This window comes from Leyella stercorea (assembly GCF_019052365.1).
Classification (GTDB): Bacteria; Bacteroidota; Bacteroidia; order Bacteroidales; family Bacteroidaceae; genus Prevotella.
In genome coordinates this window covers 1-20,920 of sequence record NZ_JAHQUY010000002.1, presented here as the reverse complement: position 1 = coordinate 20,920, position 20,920 = coordinate 1, and the positions used below count along the sequence as shown (strand labels likewise).

Sequence of the window (20,920 nt, the reverse complement as noted above, 5' to 3'; positions counted from 1 at the left end):
GTAGAACAAACAATATAGATACATATATATGCGAACAGTCATTCTGCTGCTTTTATCAGTGCTGCTCAACCTGCCGTTATGGGCGCAGGCTGAGCAGCGTACGGCGTCACCGAAAGAGTTGGCGCCGGTGGTGATCGTGTCGTCGTACAACACCGCCGTACGCCATGTGAACGAGAACCTTGCGGAGTTTTTCGAGGAGTACACCCGAAGCGGCATACCAAATCCAATAACCGTTGAGGACATCAACGCGCACAACCTGCGCGACTGCCTCGGCTGGCGCCACCGACTGAGACGAGTGCTAAGGAAGTATTACGAGCACGGCAACCGTCCGGCGTGCATCGTGCTGCTGGGTCTGGAGGCGTCGTCGGTGTTCTTCTCGTTCGACGACGCCGAGCTGAAGCGCACGCCAGTTGTAGTGGGCATGAGAAACTCGGCAATAGTGAAGATTCCAGCTCAGCAGAATCTCGACATTGTGGAGTGGGACCCTGAGTCGTACGACCTTACGAAAGACTTCAACGACTATAACATCGTGGGCGGCGAGCTCTACTACTACGACGTGAAGCGCAACCTCGACCTTATAAAGCGTTTCTACCCGAAGTGCAGCACGATCACGTTCATGACCGACAACACGCTGCGCGGCGTAACGATGCATGCGCTCTTCAAGAAGTACGCGCAGAAGGACAAACGCTTCGACGTGAACTATATCGACGGCAGAAAGATGTCGATGATAGAGGCTGACGAGACGATATCGAACATGCCGCCTTCGCAGGCGCTGCTGTTAGGTACGTGGAGCGTGGACAACTCGAACAGCTATGTGGTGCGCAACTCTACGTACACCTTCGGACAGACCAACCCGAAGCTGCCTACGTTCACCCTCACCGACGTAGCTATGGGCCACTGGCCCGTGGCGGGCTATTCGCCGCGCTATCATGTCATGGGCCGCACGCTTGCCGACAAGGTGGTGGAGTTTCTGAAGACGGGCAGGAAGAAGCCGGTAGAACTGGTGGAGAACCGCTATGTGTTCGACCTGCAGCGCCTGAACATGCTGAAGCTCTCGCTCGATGGCTTCAGCTTCAACTACGACGTGGTGAACGAGCCGCTGAGCGTCTTCGAGGAGTATCGCGACACCATTCTGTTCATCACCGTGCTCATCATCGTGCTCGTCTCGGCACTCGCCATAACGCTCCATCTGCTGCGCAAGAGTCGCCGGCTGAGCGCCAAGCTCGTGAAGCAGGGCAAGGAGCTGCTCGTGGCGAAGTACAACGCAGAGGAGGCAAACCAGACCAAGTCGCGTTTCATTGCCAGCATCAGTCACGAGATACGCACGCCGCTCAACGCCGTGCTGGGCTTCTCGCAGCTCTTCGCCAACGACCAGATAGAGATGTCGGCGGAGGAGCGCAAGCAGTATGCCGACCTCATCATGACCAACAGCAACATGCTGTTGAAGCTCATAGACGACGTGCTCGAGGTGTCGAAGATAGAGGCTGGCAAGCTGAAGTTCAACATCGGCGAGCACGACGTGGTGGCGCTCGTGAACACGGCGGCGAAGATAGCCGATGCCAACAACAAGTCGGCGGATGTGGAGATACGCGTCGAGACGAACGTCAGCCGTCTGATGATAGAGACCGACCGCGAACGCCTGCTGCAGGTGCTCGCCAACCTCACTACCAACGCAAAGAAGTGTACGGAGAAGGGCACGATAACCATTGCGCTCGAGAAGCTGCGCAAGGACGACATGATAAGCATCAGTGTGAGCGACACGGGCTGCGGCATACCAAAGGAGAAGGCGCAGGAGGTGTTCGAACGCTTCAGCAAGCTCGATTCGTTCAGGCAGGGCACGGGGCTCGGACTCTCCATCTGCAAGGCGTTCGTCGAGGAATTGGGCGGAAAGATATGGGTAGACACGACGTACACCGAGGGCGCACGCTTCGTGTTTACGCATCCTATAAAGCAGAAGTAACAGTCTGAACTCAATTACCGCGCGGCAAAAATGACATTCCCCCTATGCTGTAACGACGTTACAGCATAGGGGGAATATCGTTACCAGTCTGCGGTAATATCACCATCTCACCACCTCACCATCTCACCATCTCACCATCTCACCATCTCAACCAATATCACCATCTCACCACCTCACCATCTCAACCCCTTTGTCGCATACATCAGCGCGAAGTACAAAGCAGTGCCGGTGATGAGGCCCGCGATGGCGTCGATGGCGTAGTGCGCCTGTATGTAGACCGTGGCGAGACAGAGGAAGAAGTAGAACGGCGCGAGGAAGAGAAGCAGGCGGCGGTTGCCCGAGTGGTAAGCCAGCCACATGCACACCGTCGACACGCCCACGTGCGACGACGGGAAGGCGGCTGTGGGGCGTTCGCCCGCTGCCTTAGCCTGCTCGACGAGGTCGTAGAAGAAACCGTCTACGTAGCCCGGCGTGGGCAGACATTCCTGATGCGTGTTGAAGTAGGTGCCGACAGCAGGGAAGAAGCCGTTGGCGATGTTCTCCAAGCCCACCGCCTTGAAGTAGAACGTTGGTCCGGCTACGGGCACGAAGATGAACACGATGTAGTAGATGAAGAACGAGGCGAGCAGCACGAATGATGCGCGCTCGAACTCCTTGTAGCGTGCGAAGAAATAGTAGAACGCCACGAGACCTATCATCGGATAGTAGGCGGCGTAGCCCATGCTCATGAGTTCGCTGATGGGAGCCCACGAGAAGGTGGAAGCGAAGGTGAGCGCCGGCTGGAAGCCGAACACCGACTGCTCAGCGCGGCAGAACACGTGGTCGAGGTTGGGGAACATGCGGTTGAGCTCGTACGTGTCGGGATACCACCACGCCAGCAGCGACATCTGCGCCACCACGCGCGCCAGCAGCGTCAGTCGGCACGGCACGAGTCGGTAAGCCACCCACAGCGCCACGGTCATTGCCACCACACGCACGCGGCCCCAAATCATGGCGTCGGGGTTCTGCAGGTTGGTGTAAGTGAAGAGCGCCACGAGCAGCGTGAACACCGTGTATGCCATCACGAGCCACTCCAGCGCGAGCAGTCCGCGCTTGGGCGATTTGTCTATAGAGAAAAGTTGTGTAAGGAATTTCATTGTCTTAAGTGTAATTTTAGGGGGTGCACTTGTCTCAAGTGCACCAACCGAGCAAAAGTGCACCAACCAAGTAAAAGTGCTCCAACCAAGTAAAAGTGCACCAACCGAGCAATCACCTGCGCGCACAGGCGTTACAGCCATCCGTTCTTCTTATACCACTCAACGGCGAGCTTCACGCCTTCGGCGAGTTTGTAGTGAGGATGATAGCCCAGCTCGTCGCAAGCCGGCTCGATGTCGCAGCGCCAGTTGCGCTGTTTCAGAATGTTATACTTATCGTTGTTCAGCGCGGTCGGCTTCTTCGTTATCTGGCTCAGCTTCTCGCCGAAGAACGTCACGATGCGCAGCACCCATATCGGCGCCACGATGCGCAGCATCCACTTCACGCCCATCTCCTTCTTCAGCAGGTCGCTGAACTCGGTAGAGCTGTATACGTCGCCGTCGGAGAGGAAATACTTTCTGCCGCTCATGCCGCGGTCGAGAGCGAGGAACACCGCCTGCACCACGTCGAGCACGTAGACGAACGTGATGTCCTGGCGCTTGAATCCCGCAGCGAAGTCGATGTGCTTCTTTATGCTCTCAGCCATGAGGAAGTAGTCCTTCTCGCGCGGTCCGTAGACGCCGGTTGGGCGCAGTATGATGTAGGGGAAGTCGTTGCCGATGCCGTCGAGGTACTTCTCGGCGTCGAGCTTGCTCTTGCCGTACGCCGTGTTGGGGCGCGGCATGTCGTGCTCGCTGATGTCCTGGTAGGGCTGCTGCTCGTGTATGGCGCCGAAGACGCTGAGCGAACTGAGGAACACGAAGCGCTTCAGCGGCATCTGCAGCTCGATGAGCGCATCGACGAAGTGCTTTGTGCCCTCGGTGTTCATGCGGCGGAAGTCGGCCTTGTCGAGACATTTAGTAACGCCGGCGGCATGAACGACGTAGTCGAACTCGTGCTCGCCGAGTTGCGCCTTCAACTGCTCCTTCGAACCGAAGTCAAGCTCAATAAAATGTATGCGTTTGTCCTGAAGATATTTGCGCGATGTGGTTTTTCTCACTGCTGCCCACACCTCCATATCTCTGTTGAGGGCTTCCTCAACGATAAAACTGCCAATGAAGCCACTGGCTCCTGTTATAAGTATCTTGTTAGTCATTCTTAATATTGGTACATAGTACAGGCTGCAAAGTTACTATAAAAAAGCGAGTTAGCGAAATAAAAGAGCTTTTTTAGTAGACTCATTTCATCTCGCTAACTCGCTTGTATGTATAAATGTATCAGCTTGGGTCGACATCGAAGAACACGGTCATGGCTGCGTAGCGCTTGTCCTGCAGCAGCTGCGTGCGTGCTTCTGCCATGCACTGGCGTGCGAGCGGCAGGTTGATGCCCTGCTCGAGCTTGATGACAATCTTGCGTATCGACTCGGTCTTCACACGTGCCACAGCCGGTTTGTCGGGGCCGAGCACGCGGTCGGCGAACGCCTGTCTTAGACGCGAAGCCATCTCGATGGCGGCGCTGTCTACGAGCTGCTCGTTGCGGTGGCGCAGGTAGACGTAGACGAGGTGGTAGAACGGCGGATAGCGGAACATGCTGCGCTCCTCGAGCAAGTCGCGGGCGAACGTCTTGAAGTCGCCCGCCACGACCTGCTGTATCACGGGCAGGTCGGCACTCTTGGTCTGCAGAATGACGAGTCCGCGCTCGTCGCGCCTGCCAGCTCTGCCGCTCACCTGCGAGAGCATCTGAAACGCCTGCTCGTAGGCACGGAAGTCGGGATAGTTGAGCATGGTGTCGGCATTCAGAATGCCCACGACCGTGACGCCCGAGAAGTCGAGCCCCTTGGTTATCATCTGCGTGCCGATGAGTATGTCGGTTCTGCCGCAGGAGAAGTCGTCGATGATGCGTCCGTAGGCGCCAGCCGAGCGCGTCGTGTCGAGGTCCATGCGGGCGATGCGCGCCTCGGGGAACAACTCGCGCACGCGGTCCTCAATCTTCTCCGTGCCGTAGCCTCGACCGAGCAGTTCGGTGCTCTCGCAGTTGGGGCACTGCTTCGGCACGGGGTAGGTGTAGCCGCAGTAGTGGCAGGTGAGCAGGTTCATCGAACGGTGATAGGTGAGCGACACGTCGCAGTTCTTGCACTTAGGCACCCATCCGCATACCTTGCACTCCACCATAGGCGCAAAGCCGCGGCGGTTCTGGAACAGCAACACCTGCTTCTTGTTGCTGAGCGCCGTGCGCATCGCTTCGAGCAAGTCGGGCGAGAACGCCCCACGCATCATCTTGCGGCGGTAGAGGTCCTTGGTGTCTACGACGCGTATCTCGGGCATCGCCACGTCCTTGTATCTGGTTGTGAGCTGCACGTAGCCGTACTTGCCCGTGCAGGCGTTGTGGTAGCTCTCCATAGATGGCGTCGCCGTGCCCAGCAGCACCTTAGCCCCTTCGTACATTCGGGCGAGCATGATGGCTGCCGAGCGTGCGTGATAGCGCGGCGCAGGGTCTTGCTGCTTGAACGAGGTCTCGTGCTCCTCGTCGACGATGACGAGTCCGAGGCGCGTAAAGGGCAGGAAGATGGCAGAGCGGGCACCGAGTATTACGTCGTAAGGCTCGGCGGAGAGCTGCTTCTTCCATATCTCCACACGCTCGGCGTCGCTGTATCTTGAGTGGTAGATGCCGAGGCGCGAGCCGAACACGTTGTGCAGGCGGCGCGTCATCTGCACCGTCAGCGCTATCTCGGGCAGCAGATATAGCACCTGCTTGCCTTCGTCGATGGCTTTCTTTATAAGGTGGATGTATATCTCGGTCTTGCCGCTCGACGTTACGCCGTGCAGCAACACTACGTTCTTCTCGTTGAACTGGCGGCTGATGCTGTCCTCAGCCGCTTTCTGCGCCGGGCTGAGCGGCTGAATACGCTCGGGGTGATACTCGCCGGAGGTGTTCAGGCGGCCCACTTCGCGATGGTAAAGTTCGAGGAAGTTGCGCTGAATGAGCTGGCGCAATACCGCATCTGATGCGTTGGCTGCGTTCTGCAGCTCGTCGCAGGCTATCTCGGCGATATGCGCCGGCGGTGTCTCGCCGTCAATCTCGTTCCAATGCGACAGTTCGAGGTAGGTGATGAATGTCTGGTGTTGTTTTAGCGCGCGCTTCAGGATGGTGAGCGCCATGTGGAGCGACTGCTCCGAACGCAGCTTGGTGGGCAGCGTGACGCAGCGCACCGTCTTCGGACGATAGTTCTCTTCGGCTTTCAGACCGGCAGGGAGCGCGGCTTTGAATACGTCGCCAATGGGCGACATGTAATAGGTAGAAATCCACTGCCATAGGCGTAGCTGTTGCTCGATGAGCACCGGCTCTGTGTCTATGACTTGGATGATTGGGCGTGTCTCGAACTCGGGCTTCTCGCTGTGCAACCGCACCGCCATAGCCGTGTATGTCTTCGACCTGCCTAAGGGCACAAGTACACGCACACCCATCCGCACCTGAGCCACCATCGGCTCAGGCACGGAGTATGTGAATGTTCCTTCTAATGGTAAAGGAAGTATTACGTCTACGAAGTGCATTAGAAATAGTATGCAAGGGCAATCTGCCAAGCGTTTGTGCGGCCCTTGTCCTTGAACACCTCGTTTACTGTCTTGCTGAGTGTAGCGTCGCCGGTCTTTCCGCAAGCGATGTTGTAGTTGGCTGTAACCTCGAAGTGGTTCATGAAGCTGAAGCCTGCGCCTACGTTCACGCTGAACTGTGATGAGCGGAACTTCCAACGGCTGTCGCCGCCGAGGTCAACGTTCTTGTCGCCTACGTTGAAGCCGAACTGCGGACCTGCGAAGAACAGTACGCTTGCTACGCTGCCCAAGCCTACACTGTAGCGTGCGTTGATAGGAATATTGATTGCCTGTGTCTTCACGGTCTCTTTGGTCTTTGCCTCGCCTACGGTGAGCTTTGCCTCACGCTGGTCGTAGAGAGCCGAAGCGTCGATGCCCAGACCTACGATAGGCAGTGTGAACTTTACGGTCGGACCGAAGAAGAAGCCTGCGCGGTTGCTTGCGTCGAACACCTCTGAGTTGAGGCTCATGCTTGTAACGTTCAGACCGCCCTTAACACCGAAGTTGATACCAGCATTCGCTGTGTTTGCTGTGAAAAGCATCGCAAGTGCGATAGCTGCTGATGTAAAGATCTTTTTCATACCTGTTTTGTTTTAGTTAATATTCAATTTGCGTTTGCTTGATAACGTGGGGTGGTTGAAAATTAATGTCGCTGTCTGCGCACGCTGACACGTGCTGCGCTGCCCGACGACTTCGAAGAGCTGCTCTGCGAGCGTGATTTCTTCACCTTCGCTGCCTTTGTCTTTGTTGAGGCTGAGGCACCTGCGCGGCGGTTCTTCTTTCTGATAGCCTTAGCCGTCTTCTTGTCTACAGCGGCGATGCTGTCGAGCGAGTCTTTCGGTTCGCCTGTGCCCCATACGTGCTGCTCAAAGTCGGTAAGCTCCTTCTCGATGCGCTTCTGCTCCTTCTTCATAGCCGAATCGGTGGGGCAGTACTGCGCGAGTGTCTTGCCGAGCATGTTCGTGGTCTTGTATATCTTGCCCTTGTACATGTTCTTCGTGAAGTAGTCGTCCATCGACATTGTAGCAGCGTTGTTGAGGTTGCTTGTCATGATGGTCTGCTTTGTGAGGAACGGAGCAAGGTCGTCGTACTTTACCCAGAAGAGCGGATAGCTTGTGGCAGCGTCGCCGAAGTCGTCTTCGCGCTTGAGGATAGGGCAGAGCGCCAGCACCTTTGTGTGGAACGCCGAGTTGCGGTCGTCGAAGTATGTAGCCTCCTTCACGTAGTAGGCTGTCACTTCGCGCGACGGGATGTCGCTGTCGTCGATGCGTATGCCGCGGTCGGTGCGCTCGTAGAAGATGTGATAGTTGTCGAGCAGCGACTTTAGGTTCACCTTCGCTGCGTCGTCGAACACCTCATTGCCGTCCAGACGATATTCGTAGGCGGTGATAGAACGCTTCATCACGAGCTTGAAGATATAAGTGAAGAGGTTCATCTGCGAACCTACCGGCTCCACCGGATAGTAGAGTCCGGCGTTGGCGTCCTCCGTGAGGTCTATCTCGCGGTATATGTCGCGTCGCCATGTCACGTCCTCGTCCATCGCTTTCTGCGTTGGAAACGATATCTGGGCGCGCACGCTCAGTCCCTGGTCTTTCTGCTGTTGCTGCTGAGCCTGCTCGCGGCGGCGTGCCGCAGGCTGTGCCGAAGCTATATCGGCACAGAAGAGGGCGGCGAGGAGTATTGCTAAGAATTTATTCATTGTTTTGTTTTTTGTTTTCTAGGGTTTCTAGGATATCTAGGGGGCTAGGAAGCCCTGTTTTATTTCACGATAACCTCCATAGACCCGTTCAACTTGCGTGTGATGCCATCGGGGCCAACCGCTGTGATGCGCGAGATGTAGAAGCGCTTGCCTCTTGAGAGCTTGCGGAAGGTGTCGCGCTGGCGCTCAGAGAAGTTGCCGCCAGCCGAAGCCATCGGCACAGCGTTGCCCATGTTGTCGAAGAACACGGTCTCGAAGCTCACCACCTTGAACTGGATGTCGAGGATGCCGTCGTCGATGGCTGCCTTGATGCCCGGAGCGCTCATGATAGAAGCCTTGGCGAGTCCGCCGCCACGGAAGCGGTCGGTGCCGATCTGCATGTATGCTGCCGGGTCGGGGAGCTTGCGCACATGGAATGTGAACTTGCCCATCTGGCGCGACTTGCCGTTGGCGTTGGATGCGACGGAGATAGTGACGTCTCTGCCCACTGCCGACGGACGCGCAATGTACTTGCCCATGCCGATAGAGCGGAACGAACCGCCTGACATTGAAGCCGACACGGCGTTGAGAGGCACGCCAGGTATGCTGACGCTTATCGGGTTGTCGTAGCCGGCGTAGAGCACGTTCATGAGGTCTGCCGATACGGTGGCGCTCGGTGCTACGACGGTGTATTTCTGTGTGAAGTCGCGGCGTATCACGTTGCCTGCTCCGTCGCGCATTGTGATGTATCCGCCGAACTGATGCTCGCCTACAGCGCCTGCCGTGAAGCGGTAGAGTCCGTTGGTGATGCGCTGTCCGCCTACGTATATCTCCGGCTGCTGCGTGGTGTCGACAGCTGCCATTACGATCTGCGCAGAGAACTGGTCGCCGCTGATGACGGTCTTCGACTCGGGTATTACGAACGCCGAGAGCTTGTTGACGCGGATGTCCTTCATGTCGATGTTCGCAACGAGTGTGTGCAGCACTTCGCCTTCAGCGTAGCGCACGTCGCTCTGCAGCTTCGAGAGCAGCGTGACGGCACCTGCAACGGGCATGTCCTCAAACATGTACTCCTGCCAGTTCTTGCCGAGCGTGTTGGCGTTCTTCGGCACCTTTGTCGTGAGGTTGCTTTCGATGATGTCGCGCTGATGCTTGTCGGGAACCATCTTGAGGATGCGCTCGCGGAAGTTGTTGATGGCGTCATAGAGTTTCTTGCCCTGACCGGTGCCTGGAGCGAGCATCACATGGCTTGCCGCTTCGAGGTTATCCTTGCTCTTAATATTGTAGATATTGCCGTCCTTGCCGTCAGCCTCGCGCACAATCTGCACCTTCAGCGCCTGCGCGAAGTTGTAGAGCGAGTCGCTCATGCGCTTCACAGCCGTAGCTTTCTCGAACCACTCCTTCACCTTCTGCGGGTTCTTCTTCATCTGCTCGGCGAAGTTGCCGTAGAGCACCTCGTTCTCCTTCGAGGAGTTGGCAGTGGTACGGTTCAGACTCTCCTCCACGATAGAGAAGCCGTTGAGCACTTCCGAAGAAATGTTCAGGGCAAGCATCGCCATCAACACCACATACATGAGGTTGATCATCTTCTGGCGTGGGGAGATATGTTTTTTCTTTATTGCCATTCTTAGGGTTTTTACTCTTTTACTTTCAAGTTCATGTTGACGGTCATTGCCTCAATCATGCGTGCATAGATGCCGTTGAGCTGCTCTATCTGTTCTGCCATGCGCTTGCTCTGCTCGTTGATCTGGTCGATAGTGCCGATTTGCTGGCTTGCGCCCTTGAGCTGCATCTCGTATATCTTGCAGATGCCGGTGAGTGTGCGGTTGAGGTTTTCCATCTCCTCGCTGTCGCGGGTGAGACGCACGCTCTGGTCTGACACCTTCTGCAGGGTCTCTGTGAGGCGCTTGAGTTCGTCGAGATAGTTTGCCTGCGCGTCTGCCAGCTGCATAGCCACCTCGTGGTTGGCTGCCAGTTCGGCTGCTGCGGCTGCTGTCTGAGCTGCTTCGGGCGAAACAACAGTCTGTGTTCCGCCGGCAACAGTCTGTGCTGCGCCTTCAGAAGCCGGTGCTGTTGCTGAAGCGGCTGCGCTTGCTGCACCGCCACCTATTATAATAGTGCCACCGCCGCTTACGCCAACGCCAGATCCAGCAACTCCTGCGCCAGTGCTTGCTGCGCCGCCGCCGATGATTACGCTGCCTTGCACGCCGGCGTTGTATGCAGCCTCTGCTTCAGCCTCCTCGCGGTCTATCTCCTCCTCGTCGATGTGAGTTGGGAGGTCTCTGCCTTCCTGCGTCTTGTCGAACGGACGGTCGAACGCCGAGATGAAGAACACGAACACCTCGGTGCCCATACCAGCGAAAAGCATGATATTGGCACCCGGCAGGTGGGTGAGCTTGAAGAGCGTACCAAGAATTACGACTGATGCACCCCAGCTGTATGCGTAGTTGAGGAATGTCTGTCCGGGGACACTGTCCATCCACTTCTGCAAGTGGTAGACTATGTTGAATTTGCTGTAAATAGTCATAGCTTTTTATTTATTTCTTTTTTCCTTTTGCTTTTACCTTGCCGCTTGATGTGTTAGCCAAGCTGCGCACGCAGCGGAATCCGATGTAGCAGCGTGGCTGGTTCTGATATTCCCATGTGCGCCATGCAGAGCGTATGAACGACTCGGGGTCTTTCCACGAACCTCCGCGCACGCTCTTCTTCTTGAGTCTGTACGGGTCTTCCTTCGCCGCGTTGTACTGCAGTGTAGGGTTGAGGTCGTTCATCGCCTCTACGCCCGCTTCGGTGTATACGGTGCTTGTCCATTCTGCCACGTTGCCCGCCATGTCGTAGAGTCCGTTGCTATTGGAGCCGTAGATAGCCACCTTCGATGTGATGAGGTTGCCGTCCTTGGTGTAGTTGCCCTTGTCGGGTTTGAAGTTGGCGAAGAAGCATCCGTCGCCGCTCTTCACGCTCTTGTCCTCCCACGGGAACTCGGTGCCGCTCTTTCCGCGTGCCGCATACTCCCATTCTGCCTCTGTCGGCAGGCGGTAGCGCTGCACGTAGCGTGCTTCGGGGCCGAGACCTTTCAGCAGATAGTCGGTGCGCCATGCGCAGAAGGCGTTGGCCTGCTCCCATGTGACGCCCACTACGGGGTAGTCGTTGTAGGCAGGGTTAGAGAAGTAGTTGCGCAGGTATGTCTCGTTCTCTGCGTTGCGGAAGTCGTTCACCCAGCATGTTGTGTCGGGGTATACATTAACTATATATGTGTTGAGGAAGTCCCACGGACCGCTCAACGGACGGTTTATTGTCTCGCGTACGATGCGTCCTTCGTCGTCGATGTACGCCGTGTCCTTCGATATCATCACCACCTCGTCGGGGTTTACGGCGATGTCTGTGTTGAGGTTGCGCTCCTCGGGGTTGAGTCGGTTGCGGCGTAGCGCTGCAGCCGTGTAGTCGTACACCTCGTAGCGGTAGTTCATCTGACGGTAGTCGAGCATCTTCTCGCCGGTGATAGGGTTGCGTGTGTACACGCTCTCGATGGCGCGCAGCTCGTCCTCGTTAGGCTTGCGCGGCAGCTGCTTCTTCCAGTTGAGATGCGGAGTGACGGGGTCGCCGTTCTTGTCCTCGGTGATCATGTATGTCTCGTCGCCGCCATACTGCGGGTCGGCGAGTCGTGTGCGTATGATGCTGTCGCGCACCCACACCACGAACTGCTTGTACTTTGAGTTGGTTACTTCGGTTTCGTCCATCCAGAAGCCGTCTACAGAGATGTCCTTCACGGGTGTCTGCTTGCCCCACAGGCTGTCCTGGCTTTCGAGGCCCATACGCAGGTAGCCGCGTCCTACGCGCACCATGCCGTATGGTGCGGGCTCGGCGAACGAGCGTCCGCTCACGCCCACCACTTCGCCGCCGCGTCCTGCCGACGAGGCTGCCTTGCTGCCGAAGCAGCCGGTGAGTGTCATGGTGAGTGCCATGAGACTTAATAGTAATATGCTTTTTGTTGTTTTCATCTATTGTTGTTTTTTGTTTTCTTTCTTTTGAGGGAGGGTAGGAGGGTTAAGCCTATCTAAGCCTCTTTAGGCCTTTCTAAGCCGAGGGGCTATGGCTATCTTGGAGAACTGGTGACTAAGCCTTTCTGAGCCTCCCCGATGGGGAGGGTTGGGAGGGGCTACAGCACTCTCACGCTCTTGTGCATGTTGCGGCCCTTCTTCTGTAGGTTGAGGTCCATCTGATAGCCGATGAATATCTCGTGGCTTCCGTTGCCTGGATTGATGGCAGAGGTGTATATCTCGTAGGAGTAGCCGAGGACGATGCCGTGGAACTTGCCTCCGATGAGCACCGTCGTTGATATCGTAGGGGCGTAGCTTACGCCGGCGTACATCATCTTCTTCTCGTTGGTGTAGACGAGGCGTCCGGTGATGTCGCCGCGATAGCCCGAGAGGTCGCTGCGCACGAGAAACGAGGGTAGGATGGTGAGGAACGGGTTGCGCAGACGGATGGTTGCGCCGCCGGTGAGATAGTAGGTGGCGTCTACCTGCAACTCGTTGGTCTCGCCGAGCTTCACGCAGGGTGAGTTGAGGTGCTGCGCCGAGACGCCTACGTACCAGTTGCGGTGCGAGTAATAGAGTCCGGCGGCGAGGTCTACTGAGTTGCCGTCCACTTTTGACGATGAGAATGCGGGGTCGTTTGATTCCTCAAGATCCACTTTTGTTCCGTCGAAGCTCTCGCTGAGCAGTCCGGCTGAGATGCCTGTCGACAGTTGTCCGCCGAACAACTTGAACTTGAACGCATACTGCAGGGCGAGACGTTTGTGGCTGAACAGACCAATCTGGTCGTTCATGAACTGCACGCCTGCGCCGTGGAACTGCTTCATGAGCAGGAACTGTGCATCGGCTCCGGCGTACATCGTGTTAGGGTTGCGCTTGAATCCAGCCATTTGCATGGCGTAAGCCGCCGCGATGTTCAGCTTCGGCGACTTTCCCACTGCTGCGGCATTGAACGAAGGTTCCATGTCGAAGTAGTGGCTGAATGATACGTCGTACTGCGCTTGGCTCTTCATCGAGACAAGCGACAATATCATCGTTATTATTATGTATCCGCGTTTTAACACGTATGTATAACGTTTGTTTATTAATATTATTGTGAGATTATTAAGTTTTTTGCTTCTCGTGGCTTACCAATGGCTGTCTTTGCCGAATATTTTGCGTATGCGGTTGCCTATCGAGCGCCATATATGCGCGAAGTTGCCGTAGCGCATATTGAGCACGAGCTCCTCCAAAGAGCGTCCGAACTTTATCAACGGGTGACCGTAGGCATACGTGCGGTACACCTGCTCCTTGAAGTCGACGTCCTCTATCACGTACGGCGGGTGCTTCAGTTCGCTCTCCAGCTCGAAGCGCTTCATGGTGAACAGTCGGCGCAGTCGGCGCGGCATGGTCTGCAGCGAGCCGGTATAGTGAGTCGACCCGTCGGTGGCTCCGAGGTTATTGATAAGGTTGTGCGAGGGCATGATGGCGAGTCCGGAGTTCATTACCATCGATGCCCAGAATATCGTCTCGTAGTATTCCTTGCCCGACGCGCGATGGTCGTAGCATGCGCGCAGCGTGTCCTCGCAGTAGCGTCGCTGGCGCATTATCTTCTTGAGTTGTCGCATCGACGTGCGGTCGTCGAGGAACGGGTATCCGGGCTCCCACTTGTCGATGACGCGGCGCCACGACGCCCATCCCCAAATAGAGAACACGGAGGTGAAGAGATAGTCGTAGGGGTAGTCGGACAGCTGCTCCTCGGGGTTGAAGCCTGCAATCATCCAGATGCGCTCGTCGTGCTCGTAGCGGTCGAGCATCTCCTTGCAGAAGGTGAAGAACGACTGCGAGGGTACGTCGTCGTCCTCGAGCACAATGCACTTGTCGACGAACGAGAACGCCCACTTCTGCGAGATGTACTCCGAGGGGTCGCAGCCGTAGTTGCGCTCCTGGTAGAGGCGCTGCACGTCGCACTCCCAGTCGATGTTCTCTACTATGCGTCGGCATGCCTCTATGCCGGGCATGTCGCGCTCGCCGCGCGGTCCGTCCTGATAGAGGAACAGCTTTGATGGTCGCGCCTTGCGCACTTCGTCGAACACCTTGCCGATGTGGTCGGGACGGTTGAAGAAGAGTATGAGTACTGCTACGTCGGTCTTGTATGATTGCATAAGCGTTGTGGTTTTTGTCTTTTCAATTCTACAAAATTACAGAAATTTGACTATAGAACGGCATTGCAACGCTGTTTTTTTCGCATAACCCAAACTTTTTCAGTAACTTTGTGCAAACATATCAGTATAAAAACATGAAACTTATCATCACGATAGACAACACGATGATGACGCTGCAGACCGACTCTGCCGACGGCGGCAACGATCGCGAGACGTACGCCCTGAATTCGGGCATCGCCGTGGCTGCCAACCTGCGACAGGCTCTCGCCTCGTGCGCTCTGCTGCGCCATCCGCGCCAGTACGACCGTGTGACGGTGGTGGTCGACACGCCCGTGATGCTCATCCCCGAGGACGAGTACAGCGCAGGCAGCGCCACACTGCTCTACCGCAACGCGTTCAGCCTCGCTGCAGCCGACGAGGTGCAGACGTCGCCGCTCGACGCGCTGGGCGTGGTGGTGGCGTTCGCCGTGAACAAGGACCTCCACTTCGTGCTCAACGAGAACTTCCGCTACGTGTGCTTCGAGCCGCGCATCGCCTCTACGCTCGCCGACCTGAACCAGCGTGCGTACGGCGGTTTCCAGGAGAAGCTGTTCTGCGTGTTCCGCGGCAAGGACCTCGACATCATCGCCTTCCGCAAGCACCGCCTGCGCTTCTGCAACTCGTTCCATGCCGATGACACGCAGGACGCCGTGTTCTACATCATGAGCGTGTGGCAGCAGCTCGCCATGCGACCCACCGACATTCTCGTCATCACAGGCAACGCCGAGGAGCCCGAGACGCTGAAGACAAAGCTCGGGCAGTTTGTGAAGAATGTAAATGAGTTGTGATGTTGAGGTGTTGTGTTGAGATGTTGAGGTGTTGAGATATGCAATGCAAATGTCAACATAACACCACCTCACCATCTCACCACACATCTCAACACCTCACCACCACACCATCTCAACACCATTACATCATGCGTATAATAACAGGAAAATATAAAGGGCGCCACTTCGATATTCCGCGCTCGTTCAAGGCACGTCCTACTACGGACTTCGCCAAAGAGAATATCTTCAACGTGATTAACGGCTACATCGATATGGATGGCGCACAGGCGCTCGACCTCTTCGCTGGCACAGGCAGCATCTCGCTCGAACTGCTCTCGCGCGGCTGCGCTCCGGTTGTGAGCGTGGAGATGGACCGCGACCATGCGTCGTTCATCCGCGAGTGCATGACGAAGCTCGGCACGAAGGACAACATCCTCATCCGTGGCGACGTGTTCCGTTTCATCAAGTCGTGCAAGCAGCAGTACGACCTCATCTTTGCCGATCCGCCTTACGCTCTGCCCACGCTGCCTACCATACCGCAGCTCATCCTTGGTAAGGGAATGCTGCGCCCCGGCGGTCTGCTCGTCTTCGAGCACGGTAAGCATAACGACTTCTCTGATGTGCCGGGCTTCATAGAGCACCGCGCCTACGGCAGCGTCAACTTCTCGCTGTTCCGTGCGCCGGAGGATACCACGGAGGAAGCGTAGATTGTTGGTTGCTTTCCCATAGAATTCTTTAGGGGGTGCACTTGTCTCAAGTGCACCAACCGATCAAGAATTGCACCAACCGAGAGGGCGTACCATCTGCTCGGTTGGTGCAGCTGAGACAGCTGCACCCCCTGGGTGTGCTTCCACGGAATTCAGATGTTTAGGGTGCGTATCCATCCGTAGCGGAGGTCTCCGGTCTCCGCAGCAAGCTGAGGACAATCATAACTGTGACTTGGAGCTGCGGAGGCCAGAGACCTCCGCTACGGTTGGCGCATTCAAAAATTCGTTAACCCGCTTTCTATGTTTTCAGTAAGTGAGTTTGTTGTAAAGAAACATGTTATTTTCTGCGTTTTTTTACTTTTTTACCTTTTTATTCCTTTACTTTTACTCGCAAATATAATACAAGAAAACTTCCGCGAAAAAACTCATTCTATAGAAACCGAACACGGAACCAAAAAGTTGCGTGCCCATCCTCAAAGGGGGTGCACTTGTCTCAAGTGCACTGCTTGCTGTGTTGGTTTATGGCTTGCTGTGTTGGTTTATGGCTTGCTGTGTTGGTTTACGGCTTGCTGTGTTGGTGCACTTGAGACAAGTGCACCCCCTGGGGAAATGCTGTGTTCAGAGCACGAAAAAGCGGACTAAACGGACTTTATTGCTCAATCAATAAAAATCCGTTTAATCCGCTGTTTGTTTAGTGCAAATGCCGACTTGGTGTTGCGGAGGCCGGAGACCTCCGCTACGATTAGCAACGTATTTAACAACGAATCCGTTTAATCCGTTGTTAAAAAACGAGCGTCAAGATGCTGTTATTTAATTCCCATCGGTTTGATGTTCTTCACGATGTCAGCGCTGAAGCGTGCTTTCGGGTTGAAAGTCTTCGGAGTGAAGCGCATTGTCACCACGTGCTCGCCAGTAGGAGTCTTGAACTGCGGCAGACAAGAGTCGCCGCCACAAGAGTGGTTACCGATGCCGCGCTGCCAGAAGTCGAAGTGAGCGAACACCTGCTCGCTGCGAGTGAGGTCGTACGGGTGCTTGCCGCCGTAGAACACGTCGTAGTTGAACTGCTGGTCGTCGTAGTGCGAGAGCGAGAAGGCGAGCTGACCCCCCACCTTCATGTTCAGCTGCAAGCCCTTGCCGTTGTCTCTGAGCGTCAGTTCGCGCAGGCCCTGACGGTCGCCCATGGTCTGCGGAGTCGACAGCTCCTCGAACATCTTGTCTACCGACGTGCGGTACCAGCCGAGCATTGAACCACGCTGGCGGTCGATATAGTTGGAGCGCGGACCCTTAGCGTAGTAGAGCACGCCCTCGAAGCCCGGTGCGAACTGCATTGTGATGCCCACGCGGCGTGTCTCCTCCGACGAGTTGTTGAACGCTACGCGCATGTCCACCTCGCCGTTCGGGTAGATGGTGTAGAGTATGTGGTGAGTGTCCTTGCCGTTCGATACGGCAGTCTCCACGACCACGTTTTTGCCTTGCTTCTTCGGAGCCTTTACGAGCGTCTTCTGACCAGTGAGCGCGCCCTCTTCCTTGTTCTCGTTCTCGGCTACGCCACCCGTTGCGCCGAGCGAGATGTTGTCGTTGGCGATGCGGCGGAAGCCGTTGAAGTCGGGGCCTGCTGACGGCATGACGATCTGCTTGCCATCGAATGTCCATTCGGCGATAGTACCGTCAGTGTCGAACTTGATGCTGAAGTTCTTGCCCTCAACGCTGTTGCCCTTCACCTTCAGTTTGCCCTTCTCGCTGATTGCGGGCAGAGCGATGTGGTTCTGCTGCACGTATGTCGGGTCGGCTACCGACGGACAGTTGGCAGCAGCGTCTGTTGTGAGGCGGAACTGCTGTGCCGCAATCACATGAGCGCGGTTTGCCCATGCGGTCTTGTCTTTAACTTTGAGCTTGAAGGTGATGATAATCTCCTTGTCAGCCGGAACGTTCACGTCGTACGGAATTTCCACTACGCATGTTTCGCCCGGCTTGCACTGCAGGTCTTTCACTGCGCCGTGAGCCAAGTTGCTCTCTCCCTCGCCGCGTCCGCTGATGCTCCATACGAGCTGGTAGTCGCTCAGGTTGGTGAAGGCGAACTTGTTCTTCAGTGTGAGCTTGTGGTTGGCGAACGACACGAAGTCGACATCGCGATACACGTACTTCACCTCGTCGAGCTTAGCCGTCCACTCGCGTCCCGGAGTGATGATGCCGTTGCTCATGAAGTCGCCCTGGAAACCATAGTCGCCGCGGTTCATCTTTGTATAGTCGTAGCCCGAAGTGTAGTAAGGAATGCCTGTCTTCGGATCATTCAGCGGTTCGCCAGCCTTGATGCGGCGTGTGTCGTAGATGCCCTGGTCTACCCAGTCCCAGATGCAGCCGCCCACGATGCCCTTGCTGTTCTCTATCACGTCCCAGTACTCCTGCAGGTTGCCTACAGCCTGACCCATAGCGTGAGCATACTCGCAGATGAAGTAAGGCTTGTTGTTCAGTCCGTCGCGCTGCTCAACCACCTTGCTCACCACAGGGTACATGTCCGAACCGAAGTCGGAATATTTCTCGCCGTGGTTGTATCCCTCGTAGTGAACCCATGCGTCGCGACGCGGCAGCAGGCGCTTCACGCAGTCGTATGTAGCCTGGAAGTTGCAGCCGCCGCCCGACTCGTTGCCGAGCGACCAGAACACCACGCTCGGGTGGTTGCGGTCGCGCAGCACCATGCGTGCCGTGCGGTCTACGTATGCTCCCTCCCACGACGGCATGTTAGAGATGCTCTGGTTGCCGTGACACTCCACGTCAGCCTCGTTCATGCAGTAGAGTCCGTAGTAGTCGAACATGGCGTACATCTTCGCCTGGCGTGGATAGTGCGATGTGCGCACGGTGTTTACGTTGGCCTTTTTCATCAGCTCCACGTCGCGCAGCATCGTCTTCACGTCGATGGCGTGACCAAAGAGCGGATGGATGTCCTGCGTGTTAACGCCCTTGAAGTACACGCGCTTGCCGTTAACGTAGATGAGGTTGCCCTTCTTCTCCACGGCGCGGAAGCCGTACTTCGTAGAGAACACCATCTCTTCGCCGCCGTTGTTCAGCTGGCGTACGATGACGGTGTAGAGCCACGGGTGCTCAGACGACCAGAGCTTCAGGTCGTTCAGACCCTCGAAGTCTATATAAACAGTCTTCTGTGCGTCCTTCGCTGTCAGCGTCACAGCCTGCTGCTTCTTCGCAACGAGCTGACCTGCAGGGTCGAGCAGCTCCACTTCGAGCGTCTTGCTTGCGCTCTGCTTCAGCGAGTTGTCTACGGTCAGCTCCACGTTCATAGAACCTGCGGTGTAGCCTTCGCTGAGCTGCGATGTTATGTAATGGTCGCTTACAGCCACCTTCGGAGTAGCCATGAGATACACGTCGCGGTGGATGCCGGCGAGGTGCCACATGTCCTGACCCTCAAGATACGAACCATCCGACCAGCGGTACACGCGCACCGATACGTTGTTCTCGCCCTTGCGTACGAGTGCTGTCACGTCGAACTCGGCGTCGGTGTTCGCACCCTCAGAGAATCCGGCGTACTTGCCGTTCACCCATACCACGATGGCGCTGCACGCTCCGTCGAAGTGGAGCACTACGCGCTTCTCCTTCTCCCAGCCTTCGGGCAGGTTGAACGTGCGGCGGTACGAACCCACAGGATTCTTGTCGAAGTTGTCGTCCATCGCCTTGATGCGCGGCGGGTCATTGTGGAACGGATAGCCCACATTGTTATATACAGGCACATCATAACCAGCCATCTCCCAGTTGAGCGGCACCTTGATGTCGTCCCAAGCCGATACGTCGGCGTTGTCGGCATAGAAGTCCTTTGCTTCGGGCTTGCCTTGCTTCCAGTCAGCTGTGTAGCGGAACTTCCACTCGCCGTTGAGCAGCAGGTAGTCGGCACGCTCCGGCGTGAGCCACGGCATGGCGTAGCACTTGTCTTGCATCATCTGCGATGTAGACGAGTAGGGTATGAATGTAGCGTGTGCCGGGAGCTTCTGGTCCTCAAACTTCTGCTCGTTCTCCACCCATGAGTCAACCACCTCGGCGATGTCCTTCACCTCAACCGAATGAACAATCGTAGGCACGTCCTTCTTTGTCTGACGCTTCGCCTTGCGCTGTCCGTAGGCAGTGCCGCTGCATACCAATGCTGCAACAGCCACTAACAATAAAGTTCTCTTCATTTATTTAGGTTTTTTGATTTGTTTCCGAATTACTGCAAATTTACTATTAATTTGGGAGTCGTACAAATTTTCATTGCTATTGTTAATGTAAATGAATTTATCTTCACAAAATTTGTGAATGTCAATTTGTTGCACTATTTTTGCAAAGATAATAAATAAGAAATAATATGTCGACACCAAATATGATAGCAAATAATATAAATCCTGCTTTCCCCACACATCCGGGAGAGGTCATTAAGGATGAGATAGAATATAGAGGCATCTCCCAACGTCAGTTGGCAGATGAAATGGGTATTGCGTATTCGGCACTTAACGAAATACTTAATGCTCGACGTCCCATTACCGAAAAGACAGCGCTTTTATTTGAGGCTGCGTTGGGTATAAACGCTGAACCATTGTTGAAGATGCAGATGCGTTATAATATTCAGACTACACGTAAAGATGCAACTTTTATGGATAAATTGGCAAAAGTGAGGAGAATAGCAGCTGCATTATAGTGTAAGCAAGTGCTCTTTCACTATTTTTGCGTTTGTTTTTACAGATAATGAAAAAAAACTGTGCAAAGTTATTGTAGTATCAAAATTAATTTGTACCTTTGCACTCGCTTTTAAGACAAAAGCTATCGGGTGGTTACCAGAGTGGCCAAATGGGGCAGACTGTAAATCTGCTGGCTATGCCTTCGGTGGTTCGAATCCATCACCACCCAC

General features: G+C 55.6%; 15 protein-coding genes and 1 tRNA gene. 5 read left to right on the top strand and 11 right to left on the bottom strand.

The features are described from left to right. Positions 1-28 precede the first annotated feature (28 nt). Positions 29-1,960, top strand: a complete 1,932-nt coding sequence (locus KTQ90_RS00570; protein ID WP_217316813.1) for a sensor histidine kinase — start codon at positions 29-31, stop codon at positions 1,958-1,960. Positions 1,961-2,133: 173 nt separating this feature from the next. Here the strand turns inward: KTQ90_RS00570 and KTQ90_RS00565 are convergent, their stop codons facing one another. From KTQ90_RS00565 to KTQ90_RS00520, 10 genes are all read right to left on the bottom strand, one after another. After that, positions 2,134-3,096 carry a phosphatase PAP2 family protein gene (locus KTQ90_RS00565; protein ID WP_217316812.1) on the bottom strand — a complete coding sequence of 321 codons (963 nt, stop codon included), beginning with the start codon at positions 3,094-3,096 and terminating at the stop codon, positions 2,134-2,136. A 131-nt stretch (positions 3,097-3,227) separates the two neighbouring features. Beyond that, positions 3,228-4,229, bottom strand: coding sequence for an NAD-dependent epimerase/dehydratase family protein (locus KTQ90_RS00560; RefSeq protein ID WP_217316811.1), 1,002 nt, complete (start codon positions 4,227-4,229; stop codon positions 3,228-3,230). Between the two features lie 121 nt (positions 4,230-4,350). Continuing rightward, the gene (gene priA / locus KTQ90_RS00555; protein ID WP_217316810.1) at positions 4,351-6,624 is read right to left on the bottom strand and encodes a replication restart helicase PriA; all 2,274 of its coding nucleotides are present in this window, start codon (positions 6,622-6,624) and stop codon (positions 4,351-4,353) included. Beyond that, on the bottom strand, positions 6,624-7,244 hold the full coding sequence (locus KTQ90_RS00550; RefSeq protein ID WP_217316809.1) for a porin family protein: 621 nt from the start codon (positions 7,242-7,244) through the stop codon (positions 6,624-6,626). Before KTQ90_RS00550 ends, priA begins: the two co-directional genes overlap by 1 nt. Positions 7,245-7,306: 62 nt before the next feature. Next, the gene (porN, locus tag KTQ90_RS00545) at positions 7,307-8,362 is read right to left on the bottom strand and encodes a type IX secretion system ring subunit PorN/GldN (protein WP_217316808.1); all 1,056 of its coding nucleotides are present in this window, start codon (positions 8,360-8,362) and stop codon (positions 7,307-7,309) included. A 59-nt stretch (positions 8,363-8,421) separates the two neighbouring features. Continuing rightward, entirely contained in the window at positions 8,422-9,966 is a 1,545-nt protein-coding gene (gene porM, locus KTQ90_RS00540; RefSeq protein WP_022157455.1) for a type IX secretion system motor protein PorM/GldM, read from the bottom strand. 11 nt (positions 9,967-9,977) lie between these two features. After that, positions 9,978-10,868 (bottom strand): type IX secretion system motor protein PorL/GldL, encoded by an 891-nt coding sequence (porL, locus tag KTQ90_RS00535; RefSeq protein ID WP_217316807.1) that lies wholly within the window; start codon positions 10,866-10,868, stop codon positions 9,978-9,980. 10 nt (positions 10,869-10,878) lie between these two features. Further along, positions 10,879-12,339 carry a T9SS ring complex lipoprotein PorK/GldK gene (gene porK, locus KTQ90_RS00530; RefSeq protein WP_022157457.1) on the bottom strand — a complete coding sequence of 487 codons (1,461 nt, stop codon included), beginning with the start codon at positions 12,337-12,339 and terminating at the stop codon, positions 10,879-10,881. A 158-nt stretch (positions 12,340-12,497) separates the two neighbouring features. Continuing rightward, the gene (locus KTQ90_RS00525) at positions 12,498-13,409 is read right to left on the bottom strand and encodes a PorP/SprF family type IX secretion system membrane protein (protein WP_217316806.1); all 912 of its coding nucleotides are present in this window, start codon (positions 13,407-13,409) and stop codon (positions 12,498-12,500) included. A 93-nt stretch (positions 13,410-13,502) separates the two neighbouring features. Then, entirely contained in the window at positions 13,503-14,519 is a 1,017-nt protein-coding gene (locus KTQ90_RS00520; RefSeq protein ID WP_217316805.1) for a glycosyltransferase family protein, read from the bottom strand. A 134-nt stretch (positions 14,520-14,653) separates the two neighbouring features. Between KTQ90_RS00520 and KTQ90_RS00515 the strand changes: the two genes are divergently transcribed. Both KTQ90_RS00515 and rsmD read left to right on the top strand, forming a co-directional pair. Next, complete coding sequence (locus KTQ90_RS00515) at positions 14,654-15,346, top strand: DUF3822 family protein (protein ID WP_217316804.1); 693 nt, start codon at positions 14,654-14,656, stop codon at positions 15,344-15,346. Between the two features lie 128 nt (positions 15,347-15,474). Continuing rightward, positions 15,475-16,032: a 16S rRNA (guanine(966)-N(2))-methyltransferase RsmD gene (rsmD, locus tag KTQ90_RS00510; RefSeq protein ID WP_022157461.1), complete on the top strand. Its 558-nt coding sequence runs from the start codon at positions 15,475-15,477 to the stop codon at positions 16,030-16,032. An 806-nt stretch (positions 16,033-16,838) separates the two neighbouring features. Here rsmD and KTQ90_RS00505 read toward each other — a convergent pair. Continuing rightward, the gene (locus tag KTQ90_RS00505; RefSeq protein ID WP_217316803.1) at positions 16,839-20,213 is read right to left on the bottom strand and encodes a glycoside hydrolase family 2 TIM barrel-domain containing protein; all 3,375 of its coding nucleotides are present in this window, start codon (positions 20,211-20,213) and stop codon (positions 16,839-16,841) included. 182 nt (positions 20,214-20,395) lie between these two features. On the opposite strand from KTQ90_RS00505, the gene KTQ90_RS00500 reads away from it, so the two are divergent. Together KTQ90_RS00500 and KTQ90_RS00495 are read left to right on the top strand one after the other, a co-directional pair. Next, the gene (locus KTQ90_RS00500; RefSeq protein WP_254359330.1) at positions 20,396-20,710 is read left to right on the top strand and encodes a HigA family addiction module antitoxin; all 315 of its coding nucleotides are present in this window, start codon (positions 20,396-20,398) and stop codon (positions 20,708-20,710) included. Positions 20,711-20,837: 127 nt separating this feature from the next. Continuing rightward, a tRNA-Tyr gene (locus tag KTQ90_RS00495) sits at positions 20,838-20,919 on the top strand. The last annotated feature ends 1 nt before the right edge of the window (position 20,920 follow it).

Coding starts and splice junctions, on each gene's coding strand:
- KTQ90_RS00525 (WP_217316806.1), bottom strand. CDS start 13,409: ATGATATTGTCGCTTGTCTCGATGAAGAGCCAAGCGCAGTACGACGTA.
- KTQ90_RS00560 (WP_217316811.1), bottom strand. CDS start 4,229: ATGACTAACAAGATACTTATAACAGGAGCCAGTGGCTTCATTGGCAGT.
- KTQ90_RS00570 (WP_217316813.1), top strand. CDS start 29: ATGCGAACAGTCATTCTGCTGCTTTTATCAGTGCTGCTCAACCTGCCG.
- KTQ90_RS00500 (WP_254359330.1), top strand. CDS start 20,396: ATGATAGCAAATAATATAAATCCTGCTTTCCCCACACATCCGGGAGAG.
- KTQ90_RS00515 (WP_217316804.1), top strand. CDS start 14,654: ATGAAACTTATCATCACGATAGACAACACGATGATGACGCTGCAGACC.
- KTQ90_RS00520 (WP_217316805.1), bottom strand. CDS start 14,519: ATGCAATCATACAAGACCGACGTAGCAGTACTCATACTCTTCTTCAAC.
- porM (WP_022157455.1), bottom strand. CDS start 9,966: ATGGCAATAAAGAAAAAACATATCTCCCCACGCCAGAAGATGATCAAC.
- KTQ90_RS00505 (WP_217316803.1), bottom strand. CDS start 20,213: ATGAAGAGAACTTTATTGTTAGTGGCTGTTGCAGCATTGGTATGCAGC.
- porN (WP_217316808.1), bottom strand. CDS start 8,362: ATGAATAAATTCTTAGCAATACTCCTCGCCGCCCTCTTCTGTGCCGAT.
- KTQ90_RS00550 (WP_217316809.1), bottom strand. CDS start 7,244: ATGAAAAAGATCTTTACATCAGCAGCTATCGCACTTGCGATGCTTTTC.
- porK (WP_022157457.1), bottom strand. CDS start 12,339: ATGAAAACAACAAAAAGCATATTACTATTAAGTCTCATGGCACTCACC.
- porL (WP_217316807.1), bottom strand. CDS start 10,868: ATGACTATTTACAGCAAATTCAACATAGTCTACCACTTGCAGAAGTGG.
- KTQ90_RS00565 (WP_217316812.1), bottom strand. CDS start 3,096: ATGAAATTCCTTACACAACTTTTCTCTATAGACAAATCGCCCAAGCGC.
- priA (WP_217316810.1), bottom strand. CDS start 6,624: ATGCACTTCGTAGACGTAATACTTCCTTTACCATTAGAAGGAACATTC.
- rsmD (WP_022157461.1), top strand. CDS start 15,475: ATGCGTATAATAACAGGAAAATATAAAGGGCGCCACTTCGATATTCCG.